The sequence below is a fragment of the Pseudomonas libanensis genome (assembly GCF_001439685.1).
Classification (GTDB): domain Bacteria; phylum Pseudomonadota; class Gammaproteobacteria; order Pseudomonadales; family Pseudomonadaceae; genus Aquipseudomonas; species Aquipseudomonas libanensis.
On the sequence record NZ_JYLH01000005.1, the window covers coordinates 249,081 to 264,379 of the forward strand.

General features: G+C 57.1%; 16 protein-coding genes. 2 read left to right on the forward strand and 14 right to left on the reverse strand.

What is annotated here, in order from left to right; translation table 11 throughout:
• Positions 1-75: 75 nt before the first annotated feature.
• Entirely contained in the window at positions 76-726 is a 651-nt protein-coding gene (erdR, locus tag TU73_RS10445; protein WP_057012106.1) for a response regulator transcription factor ErdR, read from the reverse strand.
• Between the two features lie 252 nt (positions 727-978).
• A complete protein-coding gene (locus tag TU73_RS10455) occupies positions 979-1,698 on the reverse strand; it encodes a tRNA-uridine aminocarboxypropyltransferase (protein ID WP_057012197.1) in 720 nt (239 codons plus the stop codon).
• A gap of 179 nt (positions 1,699-1,877) precedes the next feature.
• Here TU73_RS10455 and TU73_RS10460 point away from each other — a divergent pair, with 179 nt between their 5' ends.
• Both TU73_RS10460 and TU73_RS10465 read left to right on the forward strand, forming a co-directional pair.
• Complete coding sequence (locus TU73_RS10460; protein ID WP_043048893.1) at positions 1,878-2,312, forward strand: PA3611 family quorum-sensing-regulated virulence factor; 435 nt, start codon at positions 1,878-1,880, stop codon at positions 2,310-2,312.
• 292 nt (positions 2,313-2,604) lie between these two features.
• Positions 2,605-3,717 (forward strand): LOG family protein, encoded by a 1,113-nt coding sequence (locus TU73_RS10465; RefSeq protein WP_057012108.1) that lies wholly within the window; start codon positions 2,605-2,607, stop codon positions 3,715-3,717.
• Positions 3,718-3,781: 64 nt separating this feature from the next.
• On the opposite strand, the gene recX is transcribed toward TU73_RS10465, so the two are convergent.
• From recX to TU73_RS10520, 12 genes are all read right to left on the reverse strand, one after another.
• Positions 3,782-4,249, reverse strand: a complete 468-nt coding sequence (gene recX / locus TU73_RS10470; RefSeq protein ID WP_057012109.1) for a recombination regulator RecX — start codon at positions 4,247-4,249, stop codon at positions 3,782-3,784.
• An 8-nt stretch (positions 4,250-4,257) separates the two neighbouring features.
• Positions 4,258-5,316: a recombinase RecA gene (recA, locus tag TU73_RS10475; protein ID WP_057012110.1), complete on the reverse strand. Its 1,059-nt coding sequence runs from the start codon at positions 5,314-5,316 to the stop codon at positions 4,258-4,260.
• Positions 5,317-5,399: 83 nt separating this feature from the next.
• Positions 5,400-5,900: a CinA family protein gene (locus TU73_RS10480; RefSeq protein ID WP_057012111.1), complete on the reverse strand. Its 501-nt coding sequence runs from the start codon at positions 5,898-5,900 to the stop codon at positions 5,400-5,402.
• Between the two features lie 82 nt (positions 5,901-5,982).
• The gene (locus TU73_RS10485; protein WP_057012112.1) at positions 5,983-6,477 is read right to left on the reverse strand and encodes a lysis system i-spanin subunit Rz; all 495 of its coding nucleotides are present in this window, start codon (positions 6,475-6,477) and stop codon (positions 5,983-5,985) included.
• Positions 6,465-7,004, reverse strand: a complete 540-nt coding sequence (locus TU73_RS10490; protein ID WP_057012113.1) for a glycoside hydrolase family 19 protein — start codon at positions 7,002-7,004, stop codon at positions 6,465-6,467. The genes TU73_RS10485 and TU73_RS10490 overlap by 13 nt, the downstream gene beginning before the upstream one ends.
• A 36-nt stretch (positions 7,005-7,040) precedes the next feature.
• Positions 7,041-7,253: a hypothetical protein gene (locus TU73_RS10495; RefSeq protein WP_057012114.1), complete on the reverse strand. Its 213-nt coding sequence runs from the start codon at positions 7,251-7,253 to the stop codon at positions 7,041-7,043.
• The gene (locus tag TU73_RS10500; protein ID WP_057012115.1) at positions 7,250-7,597 is read right to left on the reverse strand and encodes a hypothetical protein; all 348 of its coding nucleotides are present in this window, start codon (positions 7,595-7,597) and stop codon (positions 7,250-7,252) included. The genes TU73_RS10495 and TU73_RS10500 overlap by 4 nt, the downstream gene beginning before the upstream one ends.
• Complete coding sequence (locus TU73_RS10505; protein ID WP_057012116.1) at positions 7,594-8,673, reverse strand: hypothetical protein; 1,080 nt, start codon at positions 8,671-8,673, stop codon at positions 7,594-7,596. The genes TU73_RS10500 and TU73_RS10505 overlap by 4 nt, the downstream gene beginning before the upstream one ends.
• Before the next feature lie 328 nt (positions 8,674-9,001).
• Positions 9,002-9,721, reverse strand: coding sequence for a hypothetical protein (locus tag TU73_RS28940; RefSeq protein WP_156421210.1), 720 nt, complete (start codon positions 9,719-9,721; stop codon positions 9,002-9,004).
• A 286-nt stretch (positions 9,722-10,007) separates the two neighbouring features.
• Positions 10,008-13,949, reverse strand: coding sequence for a TipJ family phage tail tip protein (locus tag TU73_RS10510; RefSeq protein ID WP_057012117.1), 3,942 nt, complete (start codon positions 13,947-13,949; stop codon positions 10,008-10,010).
• Between the two features lie 59 nt (positions 13,950-14,008).
• The gene (locus TU73_RS10515) at positions 14,009-14,617 is read right to left on the reverse strand and encodes a tail assembly protein (RefSeq protein ID WP_043048875.1); all 609 of its coding nucleotides are present in this window, start codon (positions 14,615-14,617) and stop codon (positions 14,009-14,011) included.
• A 32-nt stretch (positions 14,618-14,649) separates the two neighbouring features.
• Positions 14,650-15,282, reverse strand: coding sequence for a tail assembly protein (locus tag TU73_RS10520; protein ID WP_057012118.1), 633 nt, complete (start codon positions 15,280-15,282; stop codon positions 14,650-14,652).
• Positions 15,283-15,299: the final 17 nt, after the last annotated feature.

A 15,299-nucleotide genomic window follows, 5' to 3' on the forward strand; every position in this document is an offset into this window, starting at 1 on the left:
AGATGTAGGCAACTGAACCAAAGAAGTGGGGAAGCTAGATCACGCAAAGTCAAAAAAGCGTGAAGCGGTTGTAACTTAATGCTGCGAAATTGACTCAAGTTGTTGCAACAGCAGTGCCGCCTGGGTTCGCGTACGCACCCCCAGCTTGCGGAAAATCGCTGTGACGTGAGCCTTGATGGTCGCTTCCGACACACTCAGCTCGTAGGCAATCTGCTTGTTCAGCAAACCTTCACAGACCATGGTCAGCACCCGGAACTGCTGGGGCGTAAGACTGGCCAGGCCATCACGGGCGGCCTTGGCTTCCTCGGACACATTGATTTCTTCAAACGCCTGGGGTGGCCACGACACATCACCGCCCAGTACCGCGCGCACGGCTTTCTGGATATCTTCCATCGCGCTGGACTTGGGAATGAAACCGCTGGCACCAAACTCCTTGGAGCGTACCACCACGTCGGCTTCTTCCTGGGCCGAGACCATCACCACGGGTATCTGTGGGTATTGCCCGCGCAACAGCACCAGCCCCGAGAAACCGTAGGCGCCCGGCATATTCAGGTCGAGCAATACCAGGTCCCAGTCGGATTTTTCGGTGAGGCGGGCTTCGAGTTCGGCGATGCTGGCCACTTCGACCAGGCGTACATCAGGACCAAGGCCCAGGGTTACCGCCTGATGCAGTGCGCTGCGAAACAGCGGGTGGTCATCGGCTATCAGGATTTCGTATGTGGCCATTGGTTAAATGATCCTGTTTTTTATGGGAGCCCTGATGGGTTCAGGGTTCACCAATACACGAGGCGACGGCCAGGCAGCCATCGCCACAGGGCTCGCCCAACGCCAAAAGCACATGAAACGACGTCGAGCATTCACGGTTGCGCCCCAATCGGCGCCCAGCATGCCCAGCGCAGCCTGGAGGGTCAAGCACTACGCCCGTGGGCATTCTAGCGGGTGGCGGGTTCAGGGTGCCATCATGCAAACGTCGTCTGGCTAGACTGCCGGTATATAGGGTGCAAGGCGCGTATGGACAGCGTCCATCGGGTCCAAGGGCATTTGGAACTTGGCTGCCAGGTAATGGGTGCTGAATACATCAAGATAAGCATCCAACACTTCGCTGGCAGCTACATCTTCGGCCAGCTCCAGGCACAGCGCCGCCACCTCGGCAGTACAGAAATGGTCATCACGCTTGGAACGCCGCAGCTTGTAGCGCGATAACTGCTCAGGGGCCAGGCTCAGGACTGGCAAATGTTCCAGGTAGGGGCTTTTGCGAAACATCTTGCGCGCTTCGCTCCAAGTGCCGTCCAGCAGGATAAACAGCGGACGCTTGCCCTCCTCCACGCGGACTTGACTGACCACCCGTTGCGGCGCCACGAACTCGCCAGGAAATACGATGTATGGCTGCCACTGCGGGTCAGCCAACAACGTCAGCAAATCCGGCTCCACCTCGGTACGTGACCAGGCAAATGCCATGGTGTCGCCGATTACATCGGCAATCAGCCAGCCCGTGTTGCTCGGCTTCATCGGTTCAACGTCGTGCATCAGCAGGCACATGGCTGACTTGGCCGCGACTTTGGGTCGCCAGGCGCACAAGCAATACTCGGGAATCACCCGACAGCCGGGGCAGCGCTCAGCCCGGGAACCACGATTGAGAAACGGCCTGACGGCACGCGCCAGGCGCTGGGTGCGCAAGCGGGAAACGGCGTGGCTCATCGGGCACGCGGCGAAGAAAAGGAAATCGACACGGAACAAACTCGTGAAAAACAGAAGTGCCCGCAGTTTACCAGCGATACGCCTGGCTGTAGTGGCAAGGGCTCACCTATAATTGCGCGCCACTGAACGCACAGCGCAGTGGCTGGTCTATGCACCAGTAACCGAATCAGGAGAGTTTAATGCTGCGTTCCATGCTGCGCCTTGTTGCCCCATCCGTCGCCCTTGCGTTGGCCTTGCCTATGGGTGCCCATGCGGCCTCGCTGCTGGAGGCTCAAATGAACAGGAAGCTGCAAAGCGTCGCGGCTGAAAGCAACAAGGACCTGCCCCGGGAAATCGATGAAAAGACCCTGGAAGTGGCCTACACCGTCGAAGGCATGCAGCTGATTGATCACCTCAGCGTGCTACCTGATCGCGCCGAACAGATGCGCGCCAACCCCAAGGCTGTGTACTTCCAGCTGGGCCGCAGTGTGTGCACCAACCCGGGCTATCGCGAGCTGATGGCCAAGGGCGCGGTGATGCGCTACGAAATCACCGAAAACAAGACCAACCGTCCTGTGGCGTCGGTCAAGTTTGTAGAGGCCGATTGCCCGGCACCGGCAAAGAAGAAAAAGTAACCATTGCTGACACCTCACGCGCTGCTGTCCAGTAGCGCGTACGCCCCACTGCGTTTCCTGCCAACAACCGAACTTCGTGATGGGTGACCAATAAGCGGTTGCCAGCCAAGGGTTTTTCGGCCCATGATCACGCCATCCCATACGCCCATCCACAGCAGTTTCAATGCTGTTCTGTAGTACTTTCAGGGCAAGAAAGGCCTGCCCTCCTGCGGCATGTCGCGACACATGCAGTGTCGTGGCCCCGACGACGCTCTCGTCGACTACCCAGGCCCTGCAAAGAAGGAGAAGTTGAATGCCTTATGAATCGAATGAGCAGTTGCTTCGTCATTTTGAAGAAAACGGGACCGACCTCACGCAGCAGGTCGACGCACAAATCCAGCTGATCGCCCCTAACAGTCCAAATATTGCCCTTTATCGCGACATGATTCTCACCGTTCTGCGCATGGCCCAGGACGACCGCGACCGCTGGAACGCCAAGATCACCCTGCGCGCCATCCGCGAACTGGACCACGCCTTTCGTGTACTCGAACAGTTCAAGGGTCGGCGCAAGGTGACAGTATTCGGCTCGGCACGTACACCTGTGGAAAGTCCACTGTATGCATTAGCCCGAGAAGTGGGCGCTGCGTTGGCGCGTTCCGACCTGATGGTCATCACCGGTGGCGGCGGCGGTATCATGGCCGCAGCCCACGAGGGCGCGGGCCTGGAGCACAGCCTGGGGTTCAACATCACCCTGCCGTTTGAACAGCACGCCAATCCGACCATTGATGGCACCGAAAACCTGCTGTCCTTCCACTTCTTCTTTACCCGCAAGCTGTTCTTCGTCAAGGAGGCCGACGCGCTGGTGCTGTGCCCGGGTGGTTTCGGCACCCTGGATGAGGCACTTGAAGTGTTGACCTTGATCCAGACCGGCAAGAGCCCACTGGTGCCGGTGGTATTGCTGGATGCACCGGGTGGTGGGTTCTGGCAAGGCGCGCTGGACTTTATCCGCAGCCAGTTGGAAGCCAATCGTTACATCCTGCCCACCGACCTCAAGCTGATCCGCCTGGTCTACAGTGCCGAGGAAGCGGTGGATGAAATCAACCAGTTTTACGCCAACTTCCACTCTACCCGTTGGTTGAAGCGTGAGTTTGTGGTGCGCATGCACCATCCCCTCAGCGACCGTGCCTTGGCCCATTTGCAGGAAGAATTTGCCAGCCTGCGGCTCAGTGGTGAGTTCCAGCAACTTGCCTATACGGGCGAAGACCACGACGAACCGCAATACAGTCATTTGACCCGCTTGGTGTTCAACTTCAATGGCCGCGATCAGGGGCGGTTGCGAGAGTTGGTGGATTACATCAACCTCCCGGAAAACTGGGCGCAGGCTCAGGGCAAGACGCAGCAACGGGTGACGCCAGAACCAGCGTGACGTTATTGCAGGCGAAAAAAAAAGGCCCACTATTTTCATAGTGGGCCTTTTGTTTTTGCAGCGTTCAATCGTCCATACCCCGACCGCTTAACAAGCGACTGATCATGTCCATGGAAAACCCACGATAACTCAGAAAACGACCTTGCTTCGCACGCTCCCTGGCATCAATCGGAAGGTGACCTGCAAACTTGCGACGCCAAGTGTCTTCCAGCTGCGACTGCCAACTGATACCGCATTCACGTAGCGCGAGGTCGATATCGGCACGTTGCAGGCCACGCTGGCTCAACTCTTCGCGAATTCGCGCTGGGCCATAGCCAGAGCGCGCGCGGTAAGACACAAAGCTTTCAAGGTAACGGGCTTCCGACAACAGCCCCTCTTCCGTCAACCGGTCAAGGGCTGCTTCGATCATCTCAGGCTCTGCGCCGCGCTGACGCAATTTGCGCGTCAGCTCGACTCGACCATGCTCGCGGCGAGCGAGCAGGTCCATCGCAGTGCGCCGAACGGCGACGAGTGTATCCAGTACCACAGTCATCGTTTGCTTCAGATATCAGTGTCGGCTTCTTCCATTACGTCAACCGGCTCGCGGCTGGCAGCAGCTTTAACGTCTGGCGCTGGGGTCAGCAGCTTGTCGCGAATCTGCTTCTCAAGCGTGGCGGCGATATCCGGGTTGTCTGCCAGGAACTTGGCCGAGTTGGCCTTGCCCTGACCGATCTTGCTGCCGTTGTAGGCATACCAGGCACCGGACTTCTCGACGAAACCGTGCAGCACGCCCAAGTCAATCATCTCGCCGTTCAGGTAGATACCCTTACCGTAGAGGATCTGGAACTCGGCCTGACGGAATGGCGGAGCCACCTTGTTCTTCACGACCTTGACGCGAGTTTCGCTACCGACAACCTCATCACCTTCCTTCACCGCGCCAGTACGGCGGATATCCAGACGGACCGAAGCGTAGAACTTCAGCGCATTACCACCAGTGGTGGTTTCCGGGCTGCCGAACATCACGCCGATCTTCATACGGATCTGGTTGATGAAGATCACCAGGCAGTTGGCGTTCTTGATGTTACCGGTGATTTTACGCAGCGCCTGGGACATCAGGCGGGCTTGCAGGCCCACGTGCATGTCGCCCATTTCGCCTTCGATTTCAGCCTTGGGCACCAATGCGGCCACTGAGTCGACCACGATCACATCGATGGCATTGGAGCGCACCAGCATGTCGGTGATTTCCAGGGCCTGTTCGCCGGTGTCCGGCTGGGAAACCAGCAGGTCATCGACGTTGACGCCCAGCTTGCCGGCGTATTCAGGGTCCAGGGCGTGCTCGGCGTCGACGAACGCACAGGTGGCGCCCATCTTTTGCGCCTGGGCGATCACCGACAGGGTCAGGGTGGTTTTACCGGAAGATTCAGGACCGTAGATTTCAACGATACGGCCTTTTGGCAGGCCGCCAATGCCGAGCGCGATGTCCAGACCCAGAGAGCCAGTGGAAATAGCCGGGATCGCCTGACGGTCATGATCGCCCATACGCATTACGGCACCCTTGCCGAATTGACGTTCGATCTGACCCAGGGCCGCAGCCAAGGCTTTCTTCTTGTTGTCGTCCATTAAAGTCCTCACGTAATCAATAAGGCCTGACGGCCAACACCTGTATAAGTAGACAGTATTGTTCCACAAAGATCCGGGATCGCCTACCCCTGTTTTTCTATTTCTGCTGCAGCTCGTCGCAACAAGCCTTCCAGCGCGGCTTTTACCGTTTGTCGGCGGACGTCGTCGCGGTTGCCGGGAAAGTGCGCAAGCTCGGCCGTTATCTCCTCGCCCACCGCAAAGGCCAGCCAGACAGTACCGACCGGCTTGTCCGGCGAACCGCCATCCGGGCCGGCGATACCGCTGACCGCGACGGCAAATCGCGCCAGGCTTTTTTCCTGCGCGCCACGGACCATTGCCTCCACCACTTCCTGGCTGACAGCGCCTACTTTGGAGAAGAGTTTTTCCGGCACGTTCAACTGCCGCGTCTTCTGCCGGTTGGAATAGGTGACATAGCCCGCCTCGAACCAGGCCGAACTGCCCGGTATCCGCGTAATGGCCTCGGCAATCCCGCCGCCGGTGCAGGACTCGGCTGTGGTTACGTGGGCATTGAGCACCTGCAAACGGCGCCCAAGGTCGGCAGCCAGTTGAGTGATTTCCTTCACGGTCTTCTCCAGAAGTGAGCGAGGGGTTCACCTACCCTACAGGAGCTTATCGACCATGCAAGATACGGAGTGCATCAAGACACTAATGCCCGACGGCCCGCACATAAGCCTGGCAAGCGCGCAAGGCGATCAGGGCGCTGTCGCCGTCGTCGGTGATGCGGATAATTCGCTGAGCATGCGCCGGGTCAAGTCGGGCTCGCGGGGTTGCATGAACCACGCCGCCGGGGCTGGAGGTGGCAGGCACTGCGCAGCCACTGGCGGTGGTGTCGAGAAGGACTGACAACCGCACATCAGCAGTGGCCAGGCGGTCACGCAGAGCAGCTTGGTTGCGTTGGGCATTGGTTAATTCCTGGGTGTGTTGCTGGTCGCTGGTGGTGAGTTGTAACTCAAGGGCCAGGCGCTTTTCCTGTTCCGTCCTCTGCCGATTCAGCGCCGCCTGGTGTTGCTGGTTCAACGCTTGCAAATGGGAAGCGGCCTGATGCTCCAGCTGCGCACCATATCGCCAGGCCTGCAACTGCCACACCAGCGCCATGGGCAGGCATAATCCGATCCACCGCAACACACTTAGGAAACGCATAGCACCGCCTTCGCCTGCGCCCACAACTGCAGGCGGCCCTCCAGGCCGTTGAGTCCGCCGTTGATACGCCGGGTAATGGTGGTGAACTGGTTTTTGTCAGCCAGCTCGTTGAGCCCGTTGCTTTGCCAGAACCAGGCGGCGGATTCACATGCCCATCGAGGTTGTTCCAGCAACTGCGGATGACCAAGTAAATCCAGGCCCAAAGCCTCGCCACAGGCAGCATAATTAGCCCGCCCCGTGACCTGTATCAGGCCTCGGCCGCGAAATTTGAAACCATCCCCCGCCTCCGAATTGCCCAGATCAGTGCGCCCCTCATACCTCGCCTGCTGAGCGGTCGGCCCCCAAAGCTCTTTCAACCAGCGCAACTGTCCAGACTCATGCCCAACCTGGGCAATAAAGGCAGCCATCCTCGACGGGGTAATAACGTCATACGCATGCATTGCGATGTTTAAGGCAGGAACAAAAACGCCGGCTTGGCGGCCGGCGTCGGGGAGGATCTGTAGTAACTGCTGCGGCGTCATCATCATTAAGATCTCCAGGTGATAAAAACGCGCGACAAGCAGTCAAGTTTCGACATTGGATACACCGCTGACGATATCCAACGCTGCCTTGCGTTTTTGCATCACGTCATCAGGAATGGGTCGGGCACGCTCATACTTGGCGATCACCTGCCAGTCGGTTGATTGCAGATAAGCGACTGCCTTCGTCCTGATCAGCTCGCCGTCCTCAGCGACACTGCCAATTTTCTCAAGGGCGTTAAGTTTTATCAGGCTCATACATCAACCTCGATGGGTTTGATAACCGGTGCAGCAATAACCGGCGCTCTTGGAATAGAAACAGGCCCCTCGCTCGTAACGGCCAGCGGTTCCGGGTTGCGCATGAACTCAGGCGAATCAGCGCTTACCGGCAGCTTAAGAGTCAAGCTCAATACGCCGTTGTTACGCTCAATCACCGACATGGGTGCCAACCATTTACATTCGACGTCGCTGGACTTGACTTGATAACCGTCGGGAATCAACGACAGATCCAAGACATCTTTGCCAACGGTCAATAGCTCACCTTCAAGGCTAGCCGTCAACTCGCCATCCATCAGAACGGCAAACAGTTTGATAATGATCATTTCCAAGCCCCCACTACCTGTACCTTGAAGTTTGTAAATTGCTGCGCCGTTGCACCGTTGCGGCAACTAAATCCTACTGAACCACCGTCTGCGTTGACCCATTTTGTGGTGATTCCGAAATGGTCATAACTAATGGTCGGCTGGAAATTAACCTCACATACGGCGAAACGTGGATCGACAACTTGGACAGGGAGCGCAACGATTTGGGTGATGATATCCCCAGGCTGCAGCGTCACACTTGTGCCGGTCCAGATATGCATGACGACTTTCCCGTTCTTGTAGCGCCATACGGCAGCATTACCATTCATCATGGTCAGGTCCATCAACCCGCTGCGCTCACCATCATTTACCGGTTGCAGTGCACTGGCACTGTCCATGACCAATCGCCAAGGGCCCCAGCGCGTTTCACTGGTGCCATAACCCGTACGCCTATAAGCGTTCTGGGTAGCGCCTGGAAGACCAGTCAAACCTACGAAATCCTGAAACACCTGGTCGCCTGAATTCAGCACCGTGTTGACGACACCATAGGCATATCCAGAGGGCAGGGTGCCTGCGGTATTCAGAGAGACGTACCCATACCCTTGTACTTGGGCAATAGAAACATCATCGATATTGGCAACGTAAGTATAGGGGTTAAAGATTTTGAGACGACGGCGCACCATGAGTGCGGCGTCAATATCCAACTCGCCATATATGCCACTTTGCCAAGGCTTAGCGACTGTTCCTTGGGCATATTGCCGGCTCCATTCGCGCTCACTGAGCAAGTCGAAAGCGATTTGTCGTACATGTCCTCCACCGGCGCCACTTACAGTTTGAATGATAAAAACATAGCTCGACGGGAGCGAAACCCCACCATTGCCGAACATGAACAAACCATTGATTGCCGGTAGGGCGTCGGCGCTATCTGTAGGTTTCATAGAAATAGGAACGCTTGCCCCCCAGCCGCTGGCTTTGGCCATAGCATCGCCCTGATATAACTCTGCGGTCATTGCATTGAGCTTTATCATCGCACTACGTGGAGTATCACCACCCACACCGCTGGGGCGCGTGCCCAGATCAATTTCTTGTCGTGCCATTTGAAGCTCCCAAAAACAGGCAAAAAAAACCGCACTACGGCGGACGTTAAAAACATAAGTCATCTGTTAAAAACAGCAGGTACCACTACTGGAATTGTTATCCGACTTCACAATGCAGAGAAAATGAGCCTACCCACTCATAGGGCTGCGGGTTTTTAACTTAACCGTTATGACTAGAGCACTGCTAGCGTCCAATGCTCATTCCCCCTCACTCTCACTCTGTAGTTCCACCCACTACCTTCAGGTGCAAGTGAAACAACGCCAAATGCATCGCGTACCTCGCAGACCCCTCGGGCATCTCATTAGAGCTGTGCTTCATGTAGCGCTTTTAGATATTTAAAATCGGCATCGCAGGAAAGTCATAAACTACAGCACCAGGAATACCACCTAAAAACATACCGGAAGGCGCATCCATAAAAGACTCCAAAAATAGTAAGGGTATTCCACTAGCAGCCCAACCCAGTCCTACTTCCGTAACCACCGATACCTGTCCACGACTGCTATTGGTAATCCCAAAAAATGCAAAAGGAAGTACCCCTATGGCTACATACTGCCCATTCTCTATCGGAGCCTTCCGATAGTGATAGAGATCGTCACGACCATTTACAAAAGGACTACCACTCACCCTAACCCAATCCTCTGCTTTACCGGATACCTCTCCAGAAAATGTGAGCATTCTCCGACTAGCATCAAAAACTCTATTGCTGACATCGTTGAATACCGACAAAGACCACTCTTCATCAGGGGGTAAATTCGTCGTATACGCTTGCCAGTTCAACGTAATGTCTGCTTGCCTCACCCGAACAGAAAAACCTGTCCACGCTCCGACCGAACCTATCGGTGTGATTCCCCCTATTTGTCCTTTACCCAGCCACTGGGCAGCGCAGGCGATAGGCGGATCGAATGAAGTGATTATTGTCGCGAATGGTATAGAAGTGAGACCAATTGCACAGTTCGTAGTACCAGACTCAGCCAAGGAATAATTCAAAAATGTAGAGTCGACGAGGATTTCCCCATCCGAATTTCTTACCGCTAATCCAAAGCTCATTTGTACGCCACCAAAATTAGCACGCTAGAACACAAATAAGCTGGGCGGTAGTACCATTCATAGCCCCAAACTATTTGCCCCTCTAAAAGAGAAGCGGAGACACCTACCTGCCCGGCCCACCCTATGGGTATCGAATAGAGATAAGCATTAGCAGGACCATACCCAGGTACAGCCTTACTTCCTTTCGTCAGTGCCTCTACCGAAAACTTCTCTATAACCCGCAATGCCTGGCCTGTCATTGTGTTAATGGAAGCCCCCATAGAATTGAATGTTATAAGTCCAAAACTCATGCACTCAAATCTCCCATTTGAACCCTAAGGGTACCAACCGAATCAAACACTTTTATCGCTCGATTATTCATCAGCATTCTTCCTGCTCCTGGCGCCGAGCCGTTGATTTCGAATGTACCATCGAAGAACAACCTCCAACCTCGCTCCGCCTCCTTATAATTATTAGATTGAATGTAATTACCGATCTTGGCATTGGTAATAGTTCCATTCCCAATAAAGGCATCAGCAATAATCGTCTGCCCGTCCTGAATAACAAACGGGAATTGATTCTTCTGTCCTACTGCAAACCGATCAGCACTGATGATGAATTGACTCTCCAACCCACCCGGCCCGTTTTCCAACCCGAGCCCGATACCGGCATAGGAATATTGCCCTTTGCCCGCGTCGTACTGCATGCGCACGGACCAGTTGGCCGAGACCTTACCGTCAACGGTTTGAATGGCTGTTGAGTTGGTCTGGATAGCCACTGTGTGACCACCCACCGTGGTTTGGACTGTGTCGATACGTTGGCCCAGAGCCTGGTCGCCGCTTGTCCGTGCGTTGATCTCGTTCTGAACAGCCGCTTTATTGGCGGCGCTTTGTGCCGTGACAGTATCAATCCTGCTCCCAAGCGCCCCATCAGCATTGATACGAGCCGTCTGCTCAGACTGAACAGCCGCCTTGTTAGCATCGGCTTGCACCATGACAGTGTCGATCCTGCTACCCAATACCCCGTCGGCACTGATCCGCGCAGTCTGTTCAGACTGAACAGCCGCTGTAGTCGCAGCATGTTTTACTTCCAATACGTCCGTGCGTTGCCCCTGGATCAGGTCGCCCTCGATAATCGCCGACTGAATCGACCAGACGCCGACGCTCTGCTGTTCGGAACCCTGCCACCCAGCTTCGTCACCCTGCATAGAAGGGTTAACCTGCAAGGAGATGCCATCAACCCGTTCTGCAGTGGTGGTGACCTTGCCATCTAGCGTGGTCACGGTAGCCTTCAAGGTGTTCAACCCATTCGCTGTAGCGCTTACACCCGTGACCGGATCATCAACCGTGACCTTCACAGCATTCAGTTGCTGGGCCTGAGCGTTGATGTCGCTGCCATGCTGAGCAATTGCCGCCGAGTTCTGCTGTATGTGTGCAGCCAGTGCCGCGGTGGTTTGCACAAGCGTGCCGATGTCCAACCAATACGTTGTATTCGGTGGTGTATTTCCAGCAGGCACCGAAGCAACAGCTTGGTAAAGGTGATTGCCCAACCGCACAAACTCACCACTGGCATATGCCTTGGCCGAATCAAACAGCAATGCATCCGTTACCTGATCCACCAGCCCTTCAAGATCCTTGCGCGTCTTGTCCAGACGTTCATTGACCGAGCCCACGCCCACACCGTCAATCAGCTCGATGCGGTCCAACAGGTGCTTACCCAGCTGCGTCTCACCAATTTTTCCAGCGATCAGATCCAGGATCGGCGAGGCATCCGAACTGCTTTGCCCCAGTACGCCAGACCCCGTCGGAAACCACGGCCCGATATTGCCCGTGCGATCCACCAAGCGCGCCCAGAAGAACAACGACGTCCCGGCCGCCAGCCCCATCATGGTCAAATCGGTCTGCGGATAGGCGTAATCCCCCAGCTTAGTCGCCAACGCCAGGTCGGCAGTCTTCCCATACCAAACCTCCGTACGCTGCAAATCCGCCGTGCTCATCCCCTGCGGAATCTGCCATTTCAGCTTGATCGCAAATACCAACGACTCTGTCGTCAGCGCAGCCACCGTCGGCGGCAAGGTGGTCTTGCCGTTGAGCACGGTCTCAACCGACTCGCTATACAACGAGCCAATATCCAAGGCGTTGATCGCCCGCACCTTGGCTACGTAGCGTCCAGCGTAGATCCCGGAAACTTCAATCGAAGTCCCGCCGGTACGCCCGGCGTAGATCCACTCGCCGTCGTTTCTACGCCAGTAGACCTCGAAGGCAATCGCATGCGCCGGACGTTGCCAGTCGATGGTCATGACATTGACCGCACTGCCTTGCTCGACGAAGTGGTCATTGCTGACCGTCACGCCGGTCGGGGCCGCTTGCACGCTCGGCGGAATCACGCTGATCGGTGGGCTGTCGATTTTCGCGCCGTTGTCAATAGCGGCAAATTTGCTCGGTACATGCTTGACCGCGCTGAGGCTGTATTTGATTTCGTCATCCGAAAAATCTTCGGAGATCGACAGTACGCGGAACTGTTGCAAAGCCAGGGTCGCGGAGTCGATGGCCCAGATCGATTGGGCCGGGGGCAGTTCGTCGAGCTTGGTTTGCAACACAACCAACTGCCCGTCCGCACCTGCGGCGCTGACGGATTTGACCTCCCTGGACACCGCCTTGCCGTTGGGCATCACCAGGGTGATGGTGTCGCCGGCAGTTGCGGTGACTTCGGCATCCAGGGTCAGGGTGTCGAGTGTGGCAGCACGCAGGCGCCCGCCAATTCGGCGGCCGGCGCGGTCGTTGTCGGCTACGCGGATGATCTGGCCGGGGCGCGCCAGGGTGCCGTCGAGGCCGACCGCGAAGGTCACGCTTTCGGTTTCCAGGCGGTTGGTCAGCAAGGCCCATTTGCCGATGCGTTGGGCCTGCGCCTGGGACGTGCAACCGGTGGCACTGATTTCGGTTTGCTGGATGCCGTAGCGCGCGATGCCTTCGGCGTCATCGACGTACTGCACCTTCTGGCGATAGAAATCCGTCGGATCATTCCAGCTGACCAGGGCGACGGTGTAGCGGGTCTTTTTCGCCGACCCGCCGTAGATGAACTGGCCACCGATCACGTTGGCGTTGGAGTAGGTGTAGACCGGGTCTTCCGGCATATCTGCTACTGCCATCACCGAACCCGCGCCCCAATAGGCCATGCCGCGGAAGGTGGTCGCCAGGTCCTGCAGCACCTTCAGGGCATCGGCGCGCACCGACAGGTACAGGTTGCAGGTGAAGCGCGGTTCGGTGCCGCCCTTGCCGTCGGACACTGGCTGGTCGCAATACTGGCCGATGCGGTACAGCTCCCACTTATCCACTTGGCCGGCGTTGAGCAGGTGGCCGAGGCCGTAGCGTTGGTGCAACAGCAGGTCGTAGTAGATCCAGGCCGGGTTGTCGGTCCAGGCGGATTTGAACGTGCCGTCCCACACGCCGCTGTAGGTGCGGGTTTGCGCGTCGTAGTTACTCGGCACCTTGATGATTCGCCCACGCAGTTCGAAAGAGCGCGAGGGGATCGACTGGAATTGCGCGGCATCGAATTGCAGGCCGATCAACGCCGAGCCCGGGTAGCGCAGCTTGGCGTCGATCACCTCGGTGGACGACTCCACGGTGGTGGTATCGGCGATCGCGCCACTGGTGGAGTTCGGTGTGATCCGGCGCAGACGCAGGGTCCAACTCACCTTCGCAGGAGGCAAGTCAACACGGTGGGAACGTTCGTACTTGGTGGTGGTTTTACCGCTGAAGGCTGCCGCCAGTACCTGCACGAAGGCGCCGCCATCGGTGGATAGATCAATAGCGTATTGCACCGTGTAGCCGTTGGTGTCGCCGTTGCTGGTGTTGGTCTGCGACAACCGCGTGACAGCCAGGCGAACCCGCACCGCCGACAGTTGCAGGTTGGAATAGGACTTGGTCCAAGGCTGATCGCTACGCAGCTCGACGGACACCGGGCTTTCGTTTTCCACGGCAGGGAAGCCTGGGATGTGCGTCTGATCCTGGCTGCCGTTGCGTGTATCGAGGGTCACGCCACTGAAATTGAGGCTGCCATCGGCGTTGGCCAGCGGAGTCTCGTCGAGAAACACCGAGCGCTTATCGTTTTTCAAACCGACAATCTCGCCTTCGCTGACGAGATCGAGGATACGGGCATAGGCCGTACTTTGCAGGCTGTCTGGCGCCTCCACGGAGGGACGGGGCTTGGACGCGCCGCCTTTGCTGCCAGCGAGAGTGAGGTCAGTCATGGCTTTCCTTCAGGCGAAATAAAGCCCGCACTCGGCGGGCTGGGTGAAAAGGAGGACGGTTAGAGTTGGTCCTGGGCGTAGATGCCGGCACTGATCACAGCACTGCCGACGACCAACTCGCCGTAGAGCAAGCCGACCGGATTGCCCTGGGCGTTGGTGTTGACCGGGCCGTTGAAGCTGTAGCTCGGGCGGTTATTAGGACTGTCCTGGGCACCAAGCCCTTTGGGGGGCGGTGATAACATCTGCATGACACCGCCCATCGCCATGGACGCCCCCGCCATCAACATCATGCTGGCAGCCGGCCCCGTCAGGAAACCAAACGGGTTGTAATACGCCACCGCGATCAATACCGCACCGATAATGGTCTGCAACCCGCCTGCGCGCTTGGAGCCGGTCAATACCGGCGCGATGCGGATCACGTCCTTGCCAAGGGGCTTTTGAATATCGTCTTCGGCGATGTTGCGCTTGCCGTTGAATACGGCAAAGCGCAAACCTTTATCAGCGCTCTGCAGCATGTAGCGCTCAAAGCCAGGAAACTGTTTGAAGTAGCCCATTACATCCTTGAAACCACCCGCGGTGGTCACGCGATGTTCTCGACCGAAAAGCCTGGCGAGCGAGCCTGATAGCAGCACCGTTCGCATCGTATGTTGTTCGACTGCCAATCCCATGAGCACTCTCCTGATCATCTTCGAAACGTTGGCTAGAGCTGATCCTGCGCATAGATACCCGCACTGACCACCGCACTGCCCACCGTCAGCTCGCCATACAGCAAGCCCACCGGGCCGCCCTGGATGCTGGTGTTGACCGGGCCGTTGAAACTGTAGCTGGAGCGGTTATCCGGGCGGTCCATGGTGCTCAGCCCCTTGGGCATCGGCGACATCAACTGCATGACCCCGCCCATGGCCATGGAGATCCCCATGCTCGCGGCGAAGGTCCAGCCGGTGGTGGATGAAGCGCCGATCAAGGTCGAAGAACCACCGGAAGCGGCGAGGCCACCAGAGAAATATGACGCCGCGACAATCAGTGCGACCCCGATAATGGTTTGCATCGACCCTGCGCGCTTGCTGCCCATCAGCACCGGGGCGATGCGGATGTCCGAGGTTCCGGAAGGTGCGTTGAGCCGGTCCTGGCCGATATTGTCGCGGCCCAGGAAAATCGAGTAGGTCACGCCACGGTCCTTGGACTCCATCAGGAAACGCTCGAACCCGGGCACCAGGATGCACAGCGCGTGAATCGCTTCCGAGGCGTTCCTCACCGCCAGCCGATGCACTCGGCCGAAGCTGGCGCCCAGGCTGCCGTAGAGGCGCACCGTCCGGACTTTTTCATGATGCATGGCATCCTCCAGGCGAA